This is a genomic window from Sporolactobacillus sp. THM19-2 (assembly GCF_004153195.1).
Lineage (GTDB): Bacteria > Bacillota > Bacilli > Bacillales > Sporolactobacillaceae > Sporolactobacillus.
In genome coordinates, this window is record NZ_SEMC01000002.1 from 171558 (window position 1) to 188036 (window position 16479).

13 protein-coding genes are annotated in these 16479 nt (G+C 49.8%); 3 read left to right on the forward strand and 10 right to left on the reverse strand.

Annotated features, from left to right (window positions below):
* The first annotated feature begins 73 nt into the window (after positions 1-73).
* A complete protein-coding gene (locus tag EWH91_RS02680) occupies positions 74-556 on the forward strand; it encodes a PH domain-containing protein (RefSeq protein WP_129928477.1) in 483 nt (160 codons plus the stop codon).
* A complete protein-coding gene (locus EWH91_RS02685; protein ID WP_165364218.1) occupies positions 546-1985 on the forward strand; it encodes a PH domain-containing protein in 1440 nt (479 codons plus the stop codon). The genes EWH91_RS02680 and EWH91_RS02685 overlap by 11 nt, the downstream gene beginning before the upstream one ends.
* A 201-nt stretch (positions 1986-2186) precedes the next feature.
* On the opposite strand, the gene EWH91_RS02690 is transcribed toward EWH91_RS02685, so the two are convergent.
* Positions 2187-2888, reverse strand: coding sequence for a uracil-DNA glycosylase (locus EWH91_RS02690; protein ID WP_129928479.1), 702 nt, complete (start codon positions 2886-2888; stop codon positions 2187-2189).
* 28 nt (positions 2889-2916) lie between these two features.
* Positions 2917-4485: a bifunctional metallophosphatase/5'-nucleotidase gene (locus EWH91_RS02695; RefSeq protein WP_129928480.1), complete on the reverse strand. Its 1569-nt coding sequence runs from the start codon at positions 4483-4485 to the stop codon at positions 2917-2919.
* Positions 4486-4742: 257 nt separating this feature from the next.
* Between EWH91_RS02695 and EWH91_RS02700 the strand changes: the two genes are divergently transcribed.
* The gene (locus tag EWH91_RS02700) at positions 4743-6761 is read left to right on the forward strand and encodes a penicillin-binding transpeptidase domain-containing protein (RefSeq protein ID WP_129928481.1); all 2019 of its coding nucleotides are present in this window, start codon (positions 4743-4745) and stop codon (positions 6759-6761) included.
* A gap of 237 nt (positions 6762-6998) precedes the next feature.
* Here the strand turns inward: EWH91_RS02700 and ptsP are convergent, their stop codons facing one another.
* The 8 genes from ptsP to qoxA all read right to left on the reverse strand — a co-directional run bounded on the left by ptsP (position 6999) and on the right by qoxA (position 16183).
* Complete coding sequence (ptsP, locus tag EWH91_RS02705) at positions 6999-8717, reverse strand: phosphoenolpyruvate--protein phosphotransferase (RefSeq protein ID WP_129928482.1); 1719 nt, start codon at positions 8715-8717, stop codon at positions 6999-7001.
* Complete coding sequence (locus tag EWH91_RS02710) at positions 8714-8986, reverse strand: phosphocarrier protein HPr (protein ID WP_129928483.1); 273 nt, start codon at positions 8984-8986, stop codon at positions 8714-8716. The genes ptsP and EWH91_RS02710 overlap by 4 nt, the downstream gene beginning before the upstream one ends.
* Before the next feature lie 182 nt (positions 8987-9168).
* The gene (locus EWH91_RS02715; protein ID WP_129928484.1) at positions 9169-11085 is read right to left on the reverse strand and encodes a PTS fructose transporter subunit IIABC; all 1917 of its coding nucleotides are present in this window, start codon (positions 11083-11085) and stop codon (positions 9169-9171) included.
* A 60-nt stretch (positions 11086-11145) separates the two neighbouring features.
* Complete coding sequence (gene pfkB / locus EWH91_RS02720) at positions 11146-12057, reverse strand: 1-phosphofructokinase (RefSeq protein WP_129928485.1); 912 nt, start codon at positions 12055-12057, stop codon at positions 11146-11148.
* A 273-nt stretch (positions 12058-12330) separates the two neighbouring features.
* Positions 12331-12648: a cytochrome aa3 quinol oxidase subunit IV gene (gene qoxD / locus EWH91_RS02725; protein ID WP_129928486.1), complete on the reverse strand. Its 318-nt coding sequence runs from the start codon at positions 12646-12648 to the stop codon at positions 12331-12333.
* Position 12649: 1 nt separating this feature from the next.
* Entirely contained in the window at positions 12650-13279 is a 630-nt protein-coding gene (gene qoxC, locus EWH91_RS02730) for a cytochrome aa3 quinol oxidase subunit III (RefSeq protein ID WP_129928487.1), read from the reverse strand.
* Positions 13279-15246: a cytochrome aa3 quinol oxidase subunit I gene (qoxB, locus tag EWH91_RS02735; protein WP_165364219.1), complete on the reverse strand. Its 1968-nt coding sequence runs from the start codon at positions 15244-15246 to the stop codon at positions 13279-13281. Before qoxB ends, qoxC begins: the two co-directional genes overlap by 1 nt.
* Entirely contained in the window at positions 15239-16183 is a 945-nt protein-coding gene (qoxA, locus tag EWH91_RS02740) for a cytochrome aa3 quinol oxidase subunit II (protein WP_129928488.1), read from the reverse strand. The genes qoxB and qoxA overlap by 8 nt, the downstream gene beginning before the upstream one ends.
* Positions 16184-16479 lie beyond the last annotated feature (296 nt).

Sequence of the window (16479 nt, forward strand, 5' to 3'; positions counted from 1 at the left end):
TTTGCTTTCTCCCTGCCCGTCCCTCATGGTATAATGACCTAAGCATTTCTAGAAAAAGGGAATGAGACAGACATTGAGAATAAAACATCTCGATCGTAAAGTCATCCATATCTGGCGCCAGCGCGCCGAAATCACCAATCTTATTTTCTGGGTGCTTATTGCCGGACTGATCTTCGCCACGTTCTTCTTCCACTGGCCTTATTTTATTCATTTCATCAGCGGTGGACTTGTCCTGCTGACCCTGCTGCATCTGATCATCTTTGTCTATGTGGTTCCGCCGATCCGTTACCGTACATATTTCTATGCCATCCGGCAGCAGGACCTTTTGATTCAGGAGGGCGTTTTCATCATCAGTCAGACCGTGATCCCCTTATCCCGCGTGCAGAATGTTGAAACCGAACAGGGACCGTTGTTGCGCAAACACGGTCTGACCGCTGTTTCGATTACAACAGCGGCTGATACGCACGGGATTCCTGCACTGAATGAAGCCGAGGCTGTTTCGCTGCGTGATCAGATATCTGAACTGATCAAGGAGAATGCTGCCTATGAAGTCTGAAAAGAAACATCTTCATATCGTCTCCGTACTCACCGAATTTATCGCGACCCTGCGCAATGTCATCCTGCCCGCCGGACTCGGCTTCATTGCCGGTTTACGCCATTTCTCTGATTATCTCGGCTATATCCTCCTGATTCCGCTCGTTCTTGCTGTCTTTGATTTCCTTAAATGGCTGCGCCTGACTTATGAGATTACAGATGAACATTTTCACCTGCAATCGGGCGTTCTCGTGCGTAACGACCGCTACATCCGCATCAATCGTATCCAATCCGTCCAGATCAGGACGAACATTCTGCTGCGCCTGTTCGGGCTCGTTCAGCTGAAACTGGACACGGCAGATCCGGCGAGCAGGGGAGATATTACACTTTCCGTTCTGACAAAAAAGGAAGCCGGACGGATCCAGAGAGCCATCGGCCATGGTAAAGAGCAGTTAGCGGCAGAGGATAGCCTTGAAGCTGTTCCGGCCGAACAGCCGGCCGCACCGGTCAAACGCTTTGTCTTATCAGGAAAAGATCTGTGGATGGCGGCACTGACCTCCTCCAACATCGGCATCATCGGGGTCCTGCTCGCCCTGTTCTCGCAGGTTGACGATGTGATTCCGGACTCGGTCTGGGGATCCTCGGTGGATTATTTCAGCCATCTGCCGATCACTCTGCTCGTATTTCTGGTTGCTGCACTCGTTCTCCTTCTCTGGCTGATCTCTCTTTTTGTGACAATGTTACGCTGGGGTGGCTTCAGGCTGACCGTGACAGGCGGTCAGTGGTTTATCCATAAGGGCATTCTCCAGACAAAAGATGAAACGTATAAAACCGATCGGGTGCAGGCGATCCGGATCAGGCAGCAGCTGCTCCAGCAACTGTTCGGTTATTGTACGGTTTACGCGGAATTAAGCGGCAGTGTCGACGGGGAAAACCGTGATGAGGGTTCGGTACTGGTCTATCCGTTCGTATGTATTAAACAGCTGCCGGATTTTCTGGAGGAGATCATTCCCCGGTTTGCGGGTCAAATGGATGTCAGGCGGATCCCTCTGCGGGGTATACTGTACGGGACAGCCCGGCCGCTGCTGTTTCTTACCGTTGCTGCCGGCGTCCTCACCTGGTTCTTCTCATGGGGTAAATGGCTCTGGCTGATCCTGCCGCCCATTGCCGGATGGATTTATTCCTGCTATTATTCCAGGGGCTGCCGGCTGAGGAATAACCGGTTCGTCCTGACCGGGCGCTTTTTATCGAAATCAACGGTCATTACATTGACCCGGCATCTGCAGACCTTCTCACGAAAGCGTTCCCCTCTCCAGCGACAAATCGGACTCGGTAATTTCCGGGTGATGATCCGTTCTTCTGCGCCGCGCGCCTATCGTGTGAACCAAATGGCGTCAGAAGATACTGAATCTCTTATGAACCGCCTTAGAAATCATTCTGTGAAAGACTAAAAGGCACGATTGTCCGTCTAAAGGACAAACCGTGCCTTTAGTATGTTTCGTCCTGCGATTGATTCCGGGCGCGTCTTCTCCAGTCAGAAAGAACACCCTCAGCTGCTTTAAGCCCCTCTTCAATAACAACAAAGGCGAAAGGGGTGAAAGGCCTGATCCGGACAGGATTGTACCGCCTGATCATATGTACTCCCTCGCGCCTTATCGTTTCAGCGGCACACTCGGCTCATCCATGAAGATCTGCCAGTTAATTGGTTCTTCTCCCGCCGACTCCAGGTACCTGTTTGCCCGTGAAAACGGGCGGCTGCCGAAGAAACCGTAATGTGCAGAAAACGGGCTCGGGTGCGAAGATTTGATGATGAAATGGCGTTCATTGGTAATCAGCTCCTGCTTCGCCTGGGCGTTGCGTCCCCAAAGTATGAACACAATGGGTTTCTCGCGTTCGTTCAGGTCGCGGATGACCGCATCAGTAAACTGCTCCCACCCCATACCTTTATGTGAATTAGCCGCGCCCCGCCGGACCGAAAGTACCGTATTCAGCAGCAGGACGCCCTGCCTCGCCCATTCAATCAGACAGCCATGGTGCGGAATCGGGCAGCCCAGATCATCATGCAATTCCTTGAAAATATTCCGGAGCGACGGTGGCTGAGGGACACCCGGCTTGACAGAGAAACTGAGCCCGTGCGCCTGGCCCGGTTCATGATAAGGATCCTGGCCGAGAATCACCACCTTTACTTTCTCATAAGGGGTATATTTCAGCGCGTTAAACAGATCATACATATCCGGATAAATGGTGCGTGTGCTGTATTCTTTTTTCAGAAATGACCTCAGTTTCAGATAGTAATCTTTATGAAATTCAGACTCGAGAAGAGCTTCCCAGTCATTATTTAGAATATGTTTCAACTTCCCATGCCTCCCTGAATTCAAAAGATCAGTAGATTAATTTCCAGTTATGATTCACCGTTGCCCGGACGGTTTTGCGGGCTATGATGTCATTGGCCATCAGTTCCGACACATCAATCGGGATATCCCTGACCACTGGTTTGTTCCGGAACATGAAATAATCTCCACCGCCGCCGGACCGGTAATTATTCATAACGACGTTGTAGTGGCTGTCCATCTGCACCGGTGCGCCATGGTAATCCAGTTTCACGACCCGACTGCCGGCCGGCTTTGAGATATCGATCACGTAATCGATACCTTCCCACATATCATAATTGTAATGCTGCGGTTTCGGAGTAGTAAAGCCTTCGCTGACTTCAATCGGCCCGTTACCCTGATACCTTTTAAAATAGGAAGCCGACTTCTCAAGCGCCTCCCGCATATCGCGTCCGCTGATCCGGATCACTTTCAGTGTGTTCGGATAAATGTAGTTGGCGCAAATATCACGCATGGACACATCGCGCGGGAGACCGGGCGAATCATTACGAAACAGCGCGGTCGATGAAATATCAGCACCCGAAGCCTTCATTTGCAGTTTATTAATGAATTCAATTAATGGATGATCATGTGTCCGAACGTCCATCGGATCGCGAACAAGCATATCCCCTTCAATCCGGCCGAGCGGACGGTCAAGCCAGGTTTGTGTGGCTTTTTCAAAGGGATCTGTCTGTTTCAACAGTTCTTTGTCTTCCGGGACACCGGTGACCGGCAGCAGTTCCGACTTTTTCCCGGTGACTTGCCAGCCGTCATCTCTTTTTTCCAGATCAACGGTTACTTTTCCTAAAAAAGTTCCGTTGCAGCCGGGCTGGACAATCGTTACACCATTCACTTCAGCCCCGCTGATTTTCCGGTGCTGGTGACCGGTCAAAAGCACATCAATACCGGGCACTTCCATGCACAGCTGATAACCCTGGTTTTCCCCGGTCAGTGCTTCCGTCTCTTCACCGGACGCCGGATCCCGCTCGAATCCACCGTGATAGGAGACAACGACAAGATCTGCCTTTTTCTCCCGGCGCAACCAGGGCACCCATTTCTTTGCCGCCTCCACCGGATCAGTAAAAGTCATGCCGGTGATATTTTCCGGTTTCTCCCAGTTGGGGATGTACTGGGTGATCAGTCCAAGAACGGCCACTTTACATCCATTCTGAAAAGTCCTGATGATATACGGTTTCCCGAAATAAGGCTCTTTTGTATCTGTCCTGAGCATGTTTGCTGCAAGCCAGGGAAAGGCCGAATGACGGACAGCTTCAGCCAGAACTTTTTTCCCAAAATTGAATTCATGATTCCCGACAACAGCACAGTCATAGGCCATCTGATTTTCAAGAATCACCATCGGATTCACGCGTTTTCCGTCAAAACGGGCATAATAATAAACCAGCGGCGTCCCCTGAATCAGATCGCCGTTATCAACCAGCAGCACATGCTCATGCTCTGTCCTTTCTTTTTGCACACGTGTTGCGATTTTCCCCAGTCCTGCTTCCCGGCGAGTGTTATCTGCATAATTGACCGGATAAATGCTGCCGTGTATATCACTTGTTTCAAGGATCACCAGTTCCATGTTGATTGTCGCGCCTCCATCTCAATACTTACATACTATCATTTCACGGCCGTTCTGTCGGCAGAAAATCTTATTTTCCATGCAGAAAGACGGCGTGATGAAAACAGGTCCTTGAACGTTGTGAAAAAATTGCCTGCATGTCTCTTGATTTTGCCTGCAATCATGTATCACGTATAATAGAAAAAGACGCATGTCTCTTTTGTGTGAATAAATACGACGTTTCTTTATCACCTGAGAATCTACGGAGGTGTCTCACTATGTTTCGAAGATATGCTGTCCTTGCCGCCCTGCTGTTTTCCTCATTGCTTCTGCTTTCCGGTTGTGGCGGGAATCAGCCGACGGCCCAGGACAGATTTAAGAGTTTCACCAAGGCCTGGCAGAAACAGGACTTTTCAACAATGTACCAGTTTCTTTCCAGTAAATCACAGAAATCCGTCAGTAAAAGTGCATTTGTTGATCGTTATGAACGAATATACAGTGGGATCGAAGCCGGAAAACTGAACGTCACGATCAGAAAATCGGATGATAAAGAAAAAAAGTCAGTTCCTTTTACGGCAACGCTGGAGACGGTCGCCGGTCCGGTCCGTTTCAGTCAGAAGGCATCGATGACGCAGGAGCCACGGAATGACAAGGAAAACTGGTATCTGAACTGGACGCCTTCCCTGATTCTTCCCGGGATGACCGGTGACGATAAGGTGCGCGTTCATACCTCACCGGCAAAGCGCGGTGAAATTGCCGACCGGAACGGCAGACCGCTGGCCATGAACGGAAACGCCGCACGGATCGATATCGTCCCGGGGCAGCTCCCGACAGGTGCGGACAGAGAGAAAACGCTGAATCAGCTAAGCAAGCTGCTCGGCGTTCCCCGGGAACAAATAGACAGCGCATTGAAGCAATCGTGGGTCAAGGCGGACAGTCTTGTCCCGGTCCGGACGGTCAATGCCTCGGATCTCGACCTGATTAAAAAAGCGACACAGCTGCCGGGGATCTACAAGACAAATACAGCCAGCAGAATTTATCCGGACAAACAGGCAAGCGCCCATTTAACGGGGTATGTCGGAAAGATCACGGCCGAACTGCTGAAGGCACATCCGAATGAAGGCTACAGCGAAAACTCTTACATCGGCCGGACCGGTCTTGAGCTGCTCTTTGAAAAACAGCTTCGTCAGCAGGACGGCGCTGAAATTGTCCTGACCGATGCGGCGGGTAATGAAAAAGCAACGATAGCATCAAAAGAAGCGAAAGATGGACAGAATATCCAGCTGACGATTGATAAAGACGTTCAGGACAGTCTCTACAGTCAGCTGCAGAAAGAATCAGGCACCGCAACGGCTATCAATCCGAAGACAGGTGATATTCTCGGGCTTGTCAGTGCCCCTTCCTACGATCCAAACGACTTTGTGCTCGGCATATCGCCGGACGCTTATAACAAGCTGCAGAAGGATCCGAAAAAACCGCTTCTCAACCGGTTTACTGCCGCATCTGCACCCGGGTCGACTTTTAAACCTTTTACGGCCGCGGTCGCTCTGAGCCATCAGGCCATCGATCCGAACCAGAGTGTCGCCATCAGCGGCTCGCGCTGGCAAAAAGATAAGAGCTGGGGAGATTACTATGTGACCCGGCTGGATCACGATCCGAACGTCAATCTGCGGGAAGCGCTCTTCCGTTCAGATAATATTTATTTTGCTCAGACTGCACTGAAGATCGGCGCAAAGAACTTTGCCGCCGACAGTAAAAAATACGGATTCGGCGAATCGCTGCCCATCCCTTATGCATTCAGGAAATCCACCCTGTCCGGCGACGGGAAACTGGCAAGCGAAACACTTTTGGCGAACTCCGGTTACGGCCAGGGTGAAGTCAGTGTGAATCCGCTGCATATGTCACTGATTTACTCTGCCTTTGTGAACAACGGAAGCCTGATCAAACCACGCCTCCTGATGAGTGATGAAGCACCGGAGATGTGGAAGAAAAATGTCATGTCACCGGACACCGCAAAATTAATCCATAATGATCTGATTCAGGTGATCGACAATCCGGCAGGAACAGCACGGGATGCGAAAATTAACGGACTGCCTCTTGCCGGAAAAACGGGAACACCTGAATTCAAACAGAAACAGGGTGAAAACGGACGCGAGAACGGGTGGTTTGTCGCTTACAATACCGATGATCCAAAACTCCTCGTCACAATGATCGTGGAGAATACGCAGGACCGCGGGGGCAGCCACGCCGTGACGCCAAAAGTCAAAGCTGTATTCCAGAAATACTTTAATAAATAGAAAGGGCATGAAAAATCCCCGGACAAAGTTCCGGGGATTTTTTGCAGGATGAGAAAATATAAAAATCTACGCTGCGGCCCGACCGGCACGTGACAGGCGCCGCCAGAGTCTTCTTTTTTCTCAGGCCCATTTCCCTTACAGAAAAACAAACAGGCGGCAGATCCATTGAAAAAGATCTGCCGCCTGTTTTACATACCGTTTTATCTAGCTGCCCACAAGCAGCCCGATGGGTACTTTTTATTTCATTTTTGTTTTGACATATTCAAGCACTTCGTCTGCTGTGCTCAGGTTCAGGAAGGCTTCCTTATGTTTCGCCAGCTCTTCCTGCGACAGCGTCAGAAGCTGACTTCTGGCCGGCAGTATCGACGTTGCACTCATGCTGAATTCATCAAGGCCAAGTGCAAGGAGGAGCGGAATGGCTGTGGCGTCTCCTGCCATTTCACCACACATGCCGGCCCAGTGTCCCTCTTTATGTGCCGCATCAATCACATGGCTGACCAGGCGAAGAATCGACGGGTTACACGGCTGATAGAGATAGGAGACGTGTTCGTTCATTCGGTCAGCTGCCATGGTGTACTGAATCAAGTCGTTGGTCCCAATGCTGAAGAAATCAGCTTCTTTAGCAAACTGATCGGCCAGCACGGCGGCAGCAGGGATTTCCATCATCATGCCAACCTGAAGGTCGTCAGACACTTTCGTTCCTGCAGCAACGAGCTTGTCCTTCTCTTCAAGCAGAATCTTCTTTGCCTCACGGAATTCATTGATTGTTGCAATCATCGGGAACATGATCCGCAGCTTGCCAAATGCACTGGCGCGAAGCAGGGCACGCAGCTGTGTACGGAAGATATCCTGCCGTTCAAGACAGAGACGAATGGCACGAAAGCCAAGAAACGGATTCATTTCTTCCGGCAGCGGCAAATACTTCAGTTTCTTATCCCCGCCGATGTCCAGTGTCCGGATGACAACCGGCTTGCCCTTCATTTTTTCAACAACTTCTTTGTAAGCATCGAACTGCTCATCTTCAGTCGGAAGCTGATCGCGTCCCATGTAAAGGAATTCCGTCCGATAGAGGCCAATCGCTTCACCGCCATTATTGACCACCCCGGTGACGTCCCCGGGGTTTCCGATGTTTGCCCCGAGAATGACGTGAGCGCCATCCTTCGTTTTTGTCGGTTCATTAACGAGCTTCTTCCACTCCGCCTGCTGTTCTTTATAGGCGGCAGCTTTCTGGCTGTATGCTTTGATCTCTTCATCCGTCGGATCGAGAATTACTTCGCCGTTCAGGCCGTCGACAATGGCCGTCTCACCATCTTTTGCCTTCTCAAGAACGATTTTCGTGCCGACAACGGCCGGAATTTCCATTGAACGCGACATGATCGCCGAATGCGAAGTCCGGCCGCCGACATTTGTTGCAAAGCCCTTGACGTATTTCCGGTTCAGCTGTGCGGTATCAGAAGGCGTCAGATCCTCAGCAATAATGACGGTTTCTTCTGTGATGGACGCCGGAGAAGTGAAGGATACGCCAAGCAGATGAGCGAGCAGCCGTTTCGACACATCCCGAACATCAGCGGCTCTTTCCCTCATATAGGCATTATCGCTCATGCTTTCAAAAGTCTGAATAAAGAAGGTGGATACATCCTGAAGTGCCGACTCGGCACTCAGAGAGTCGCTGTCGATTTTACTTTCAATCTGACCAACAAATTCAGGGTCACTCAGGAACATCAGATGTGCGGAAAAAACTTCTGCTTTATCCTTCCCCAGTTCCCGTTCGGCCGTAGCCTTGATTTCATTCAGTTCTTTCTTTGATATATCCAGTGCATCGTTCAGTTTTTTCTTTTCAGCTTCTTTATCTTCGACTGTCTTTCTTTCGAAGGACAGATCCGGATTTCTCAGGATAAATGTTTTGGCAATGGCGATTCCCGCTGAAGCGGCAATCCCTTTAATCTTCTCTGTCATTGTTTTTCACCCAACCCTTCAGAAATAAAAACTTCAGCAATTCCGGTCAATGCATCTTCTTCATCAGATCCTCTGGCTGTGACTTTGACGACCGCCCCCTGCTGAATACCCATAGCCATGACACCCATAATCGACTTCAGATTTGCATGCTTTCCATTACTCTCTATCGTTAAATCCGAGCTGTACTGACTGGCTTTATTTATCAGTTTCGTTGCGGGGCGCGCATGAACGCCGGATTCACTTGTTACTTTTAACAGCTGTTCTGCCATTTTTTAAAATCCCCTTTTTTGTTCGAAAAATCCGGAACAGAAGTTCTTCCGGATGTCGAACAGCTATAATCATCAAACTGTAACCGCAACAGTATTATTATAGCAACTGATCGAACGCTTTGAAAGCGAGTACATGAACTATTCCGGAATTCGTCACAATTTATGGTAAAACCGGTGAAACATCAGGCTCCGGCTGCTGCCTCTTTTTCAGAAAGTGGTTTTTTCCAGAATCCATAAATGACGGCAGTAACAACTGCACCCAGGATAATAGCCAGCAGGTACAGGAACGGGTTGCCGCTGCTGACGAGCGGAATGACAAAAATACCCCCATGTGGCGGACGCAGACCGATACCAAACAGAAGGGTCAGACCACCGGCCAGTGCAGAACCAATTGTTGAAGAGACGATGACCCGCAGGGGATCTGCCGCCCCGAACGGAATGGCTCCTTCAGAAATAAAAGCTGCACCCAGGACATAAGCGACTTTTCCCGCATCACGCTGCGTCTTCGTAAATTTACGGGCAAACAGTGTCGTCGCAAGCGCCATGCCCAATGGAGGCACCATCCCGCCGGCCATCACGGCCGCCTGCGGATAGAAATTTCCAGCGCTGATCATGGCGATGCCGAATGTGAAGGCGATCTTGTTAAAAGGTCCGCCCAGATCCACACCCATCATGCCACCAAGAAGCAGGCCGAGAATAACCAGGTTACCTGTACCCATCCCGCCGAGCCACTGGGTCATCGCTGTAACGAACAGGCTGATCGGCTGATTAATCAGGAACATCAGGCTGCCTGTGACAAAGATACCAAGCAGCGGAAAAATCAGCACCGGCTTCAGACCGTCAAGTGACTGCGGCCATTTTCTGAACAGCCACTTAATCAGCTGAACAACATATCCGGCAAGAAAACCGGCAATCAGGCCGCCGAGAAAGCCGGCATTGCTGGTAAAGGCCATCAAGCCGCCAACCATGCCTGGAGCAAGGCCGGGACGGTCGGCGATGCTCATCGCAATGAATCCGGCCAGGATCGGGATCATCAGGAACAGGGCGTTGCCATTTCCAATATAACTGAGTAAATCAGCAAAATTGTGTACGTCTGTGGCGTGGGCAATCGGCTGAAGACGGATACCCGTAAACGTAGCGATCATATAAGAAATGGCGATCAGAATCCCGCCGCCGACGACGAACGGCAGCATATACGTAATCCCGTTCATCAGATTCCTGTAAATACTTGACTGCTTCGGCTCCTCTGAAGCCACTTTTTCAGAGTGGCTCCCGTCGCCCTGATAAACCGGTGCTTTGCCTTCAAGAACGTCCTGAATCAACTCTTCCGGTTTCCGGATACCGTCTGTCACCGGTGCCTGAACAAGGGGCTTCCCTTTAAACGGTTCAATATCAATCTTGATACTGGCCGCAACAATGATCCCCTTTGCTTTGGCAATTTCATCCGGCTGCAGTTTATTCTTGATTCCTGTCGAACCATTTGTCTGCACCTTAATGGAGACGCCCATCTCCCTTGCTTTCTGCTTCAGCGCATCGGCTGCCATGTATGTATGGGCAATACCGGTCGGGCACCCTGTCACGGCAAGAATCTGATAACCCTCTTCTTTTTGCGCCGGTGCTTCTTCAGCGGCCACGTTCTTGCTCTTTGCTTCCTGGTCGTCGAACAGTCCGACGATCTCATCGGCAGTCTGCGCCTTCATCAGTTTCTCTCTGAACTCCGGACGGATGAGGAACGTGGACAGAGTCGACAGAGCTTCCAGATGGGTCGCGTTTGCTCCCTCTCCGGCAGCAATCATAAAAAAGAGATGCGCCGGTTTTCCGTCCAGCGACTGGAAGTCAATTCCTTCCTTCGATCGTCCAAAGGCTATTGCCGCTTCTTTTACAGCAGGTGTCTTTGAGTGCGGAATAGCTACCCCGTCTCCGACGCCTGTTGTACTTTGTTCTTCGCGCTTGTCAATCGCTGCACGGTAAGCCGCCGGATCATTCAGCTTCCCCGCTTTATTCAATGTTTCCGCAAGTTCGTCCAGTACATCTTTCTTCGTCGTACTTTTCAAATCCAGATTGACAGTTGCTGCCGTCAACAGATCTGTTACCTTCATACTTGTTTTTCCTTCCTCTCTTTTCTTTCTTTTATTCTCCCGTCCCGGCAAAGCCGGCGATCAGATTTTACTGATCGTAATCTGGGGCAGCACTTCATCGACTTTTTCTTTTGTTGCCAGATCGACTGAAAAAGCCGTTGCACTTCCAGTTGCCGCGCCCTTGCGAAAGGCTTTTTTAAAGTCTCCGCTGACCACATATTCCGAAAGGAAACCGGCTACAAGAGAGTCTCCTGCTCCAACGGAATTTTTCAAAACGCCTTTAGCTGGCGGGGCATACAGATACTGATCTTTGTCTATATAGATGGCCCCTTTGCCCCCCATAGACACAATCACGTGATCAATGCCCTCTTCAACCAGTTTTCTTCCATATTTCTTCACATCTTCGAATGTTTCAACTGTCACGCCGTAATATTCACCCAACTCATGGTGATTCGGTTTAACGAGAAAAGGCCGGGCTTCGACAGCCTTCCGGAACGCTTCACCGCTTGTATCAGCAACAACTTTGACCCCGCTTCTTCTTACCTTTTCCATCATTTCTTTATAGATGGTGACCGGAAGCGTTGCAGGGCGACTGCCTGAAAGAACCAGAATATCCTGATCGGTCAGCTTTTCCAGTTTTGAGAACAGGGCCGCAAGCTGCGCATCTGTGATCTCCGGAGCCACACCGTTGATTTCTGTTTCTGTGTCGCTTTTCAGTTTGACATTGATCCGCGTATCCCCGTCAACAGGGACAAAATCGGCATCGATTCCTTCATCGGCCAGTTTTTCTATGATAAATTCGCCGGTAAAGCCGCCGATAAAGCCCAGACATTCCGATGCCTCGCCTAAATGCTTCAGGACACGTGACACATTGATGCCCTTTCCTCCGGCCATCTTCCGGTCCGATATGACATGATTCAGTTCACCGGCTTTAAAATGATCAACCTGAACAAAGTAATCGATTGCCGGATTGAGCGTTACTGTATAAATCATCTGTGGATCAACCTTTCTTTTTTTCTTACCGTTAGAGAACGGATACATTTTCTATTATTATCTGCAAGTAGAGATACAGTAAACCTCATATATATCTTTTTTCATTATAGAGTTGGAAGACTTCATAATCAATCAAAAAAGATCAGATTCTGTCATAACCTGTCTGCATATAATGGAATACGCACATGTAAGACGCCCGGAAGGCCTGTTTTCAGATATAAAAAAAGAGCTGTCCCGAAGGCAACTCTTTTTCAGTATGCTTATGATCAAATTTTACAGGGCATAGGCCAGAATCCAGATTGTTCCTGCAACCACAGCGAAGGCAACAAAGAGTCCGAAAAGAAGCCCGATCAGCTGATGCACAGGCTCCGTGCCTTCTGTAACATGCATGAACATGAACAACTGGATAAAGGCCTGGAGAATAGCAAGGGCAACGATAATTGTGAGCGTCATGTAAACCGGCAGGGACAGCCCGACAGCCACCCACAGTGCGAGAAACGTCAGCGCCAGGGAAAGAATCAGACCGATTACCTGTTTCCAGGGAAAACCCGCATGTTTGTTTACTGCAGCATGATTTTCATTTTCCTGCATGTTATATCACCAGCCCCGTTAAATATACTGCCGTGAAGATGAAGATCCAGACCACATCAAGAAAGTGCCAGTACAGACCGACCATGAATGCCTTACGTGCGGTCACCGCTGTGATACCGCGCTGAGCCAGCTGGATCAGAATGCCCGTGACCCAGACAATACCCAGTGCCACGTGGCATCCGTGCGTGCCAAGCAGGACAAAGAATCCCGAAAGGAAAGCACTTGTGGAGAGGGTCGCCCCTTCGTGTACGGCGTAAACATAAAATTCGTTTGCTTCAAGGCCGATGAATACGAGACCAAGCAGGACCGTTACGGTCAGCCAGAAGATCAGGCCTTTGTTATTATGCCGCCGCAGTTCCATTGTACTCAGGCTGCAGGTAAAACTGCTGACCAGAAGAACGATGGTCTCGGCCATAACCGGTCCGATTTCGAACAGATCCTTCGCCGTCGGTCCGCCGGCCGTATGGCTCTGAAGCACGATATAGGAACCGAACAGCGTCCCAAACAGAACCAGTTCGGCCGCAAGAAACATCCAGAAGCCGACGATTCGAAGATCTCCTTCTTCCGTCGTGTATTCCAGGGGCATTTTTTTTCTGTCTTTTGCGTCTAAACTCAGAGGTGATTCACTCATCAGGATAACCTCCCCGCAGCACGTTCGGTACGTTCAATCTCATCGACCGGGATAATATGATGGTCGTTATAGACAAACGAACGTACGATCATGCAGATGATGACAGCGATCGTTCCCGGAATCGCCATCCAGTACCATTCAAAGACGAGCCCGAAGCCGGCGACAAACATAAACGCCGACATGATGAACGGTATGCCGGTATTGTTCGGCATGTGAATCGGCCTGATCGGCCGCTGTTTCGGCGCCCTGCCTGCTCTTTTATCTTCCTTCATGGCTTCAAACGGGTCACGCGTGGACACCGTTGGAATATGAACAAAGTTATATTCCGGAGCAGGCGAAGAAGTGGACCACTCGAGCGTGCGACCGTCCCATGGATCGCCTGTTGTATCCCTTTTTCCCTTAATAGCGCTAGATACAATATTCCAGGCCATCAGGATGAAGCCAAGGCCCATTCCAAATGCGCCAATTGTGATAATGAAGTTAATCGGCGCCCATCCGAGTCCCCAGGGATAGGTGTACATCCGCCGTGTCATGCCCATCAGGCCGAGGAAGTACATCGGCATGAAACAGATATTAAAGGAAATCATAAAGACCCAGAAGGACCATTTACCCTTTTTTTCATCCAGAAGATAACCGAATATCTTCGGCCACCAGTAATGCAGCGCGCAGAAAATACCGAAGACTGTACCGGCAATCAGTGTACTGTGGAAGTGAGCCACAAGGAAGTAGCTGTTGTGATATTGATAGTCGGCAGGAGCCATCGCCAGCATGACACCGGTCACTCCGCCGATCGTGAAATTCGGGATAAAGGCCAGTGCCCAGAGCATGGGTGTTGTAAATTGTATTCGCCCTTTGTTCAGGGTAAACAGCCAGTTGAATATTTTCACACCAGTTGGTATGGCAATCAGCATCGTTGATATTGAGAAGAAGGCGTTGACCGGTGCCGTATTCCCCATCGTGAAAAAGTGGTGCAGCCAGGTCAGGAAGCTCAGGATTGAAATGGCAACCATTGACCAGACCATGACCGCATAGCCGAACAATGTCTTGTGTGCAAACGTCGCTATGACTTCTGAGAATATGCCGAACACCGGCAGGAGCACGATGTAAACTTCAGGGTGCCCCCAGAACCAGAACAGATTCGCCCAGAGCATGGGCGAGCCGCCGCTGGCAATAGTAAAGAAGTGTGCCCCGAAAAGCCGGTCGATCGTCATCAGCGCGAGGGCAACGGTAAATGCCGGGAAGGCAAACATAATGATGACCGATGTAATCAGGATCGACCAGGTGAACATGGGCATTTTAAACAGAGTCATGCCCGGTGCCCTCATTTTCAGGATCGTGACCAGGAAGTTAATCCCGGTCGCAAGTGACCCGATACCGGAGATCTGCACCCCGATCAGATAATAGTTCTGTCCGACCCCCGGGTTCAGCTCCGACCCGGCATAAGGTGCATAACTTGACCATCCGGCATCCGGAGAGCCCCCAATAACAAAGGACAGGTTGAACAACATGGCCCCAAAGAAGAAGAGCCAGAAGCTCAGGGCGTTCAGAAAAGGATACGCCACATCACGGGCACCGATCTGAAGCGGCACGGCGATGTTCATCAATCCGAAAATAAACGGCATGGCAACAAAAATAATCATGATCGTCCCGTGTGTGGTAAAGACCTGATTATAGTGATCCGCGCTAAGAAAATTCATGCCCGGAAGTGCAAGCTGCGTCCGCATCATCAAAGCGTCCACACCGCCGCGGAACAGCATCAGCAGCGAGGCAATAATATACATGATGCCGATTTTCTTATGATCGACTGTGGTCAGCCATTCGTTCCACAGCCATTTCCACTTTTTAAAATATGTCAGTACAACCACGATAGCGATTGAAGCCAGAGCAATGGAGACGTCTGCCCCGTAGATCATTGGATCGCCGGTGACGAAGAACCATCCGAGAAATTCTTTAATTGATTCAATCATGGGAATGCCCACCTCCTTCGCCGTCATTCATGTCCATTCCGGGCATCGCATGATCAGCCGGTGATTTGCCGGCATCCAGCGCTTCCATCTGTGCTTTATTGTAATTTTTTTCGGCAATTGCCGGGTATGAAGAGAATTCCTGCGGCTTGACCGTATTCGGCTCAAGCAGCTGTCTGAACTTCTCCTCAGTGAGCGCCGGTTTGTATTCCTTTGTATCGCTGACCCATTTATCAAACTCGGAAGCCGACCGCGCACTGACGGTAAAGGACATGTGTGAAAATCCCCGTCCGGAGTAATTTGAGCTTCGGCCTTCATAATTGCCCGGCTTGTCGGCCTGCAGCCAGAGTTTCATCGGCATATCCGTCATGGTATACTGCTGACCGCCAAGCTCCGGCACCCAGAATGCATTCATCGCGTCATAAGCGTGCAGTCTGAATTTCACAGGTGTTCCGGCGGGAATGACCACATAGTTCACTGTCTCGATTTTCTGATTCGGATAACGGAACAGCCATTTCCACTGAACAGACATCACGTCGATAGTCAGCGCTTTGTTCTCTACTGTCTGCGGCGCAGCGGCTGTTGCTTTCGGCGCTTTGTCCAGGTCCCAGAGTGTTTTAATTGTCGGAACCGCCAGAAGGGTACAGATCACAACGGGCACAATCAGCCAGATGATTTCCAGTTTCCGGTTTCCTGTGTCGTTGGGATCATATCCCTTGCCTGATTTTCGGCCGAACCGAACCAGTACATAAATAAAGATAATAAGAACCACAGCCAGTACCAGACCCATCAAAATCAGCGACCAGACAATCAGGTGATACTGCTGACGTGCAACGGGTCCCTGAGGATTCAGTACAGCGATTTTTTCCGAACATCCGCCAAGGAGAATCAAAAGAGGTGCAAGTGCAGCCATTATCTTTAATTTGAAGGTCCTCTTCATTGTCTCTACCTTCCCCCTTCCACAATGCAAAACCATTTACTACGACCTATATATTTTGTCGATAAACATTCACATTATAGCATAAACTTTTTATGATAGTTTAATTGAATATTTATTGCAGTGATATATTTAACATTGACAAGCCATATAGGGTCAGCAGTATTAATGTTCACATATTAATCACACATTTATTATATAAGAACCATCTCAAAATATAAAGCGTTTTCATTCATCCGGACAGAACTGTTTCCTGAACAGGCCTCTGTTCCCTTTCCCCTTTCTGAACCCTGTCCGTA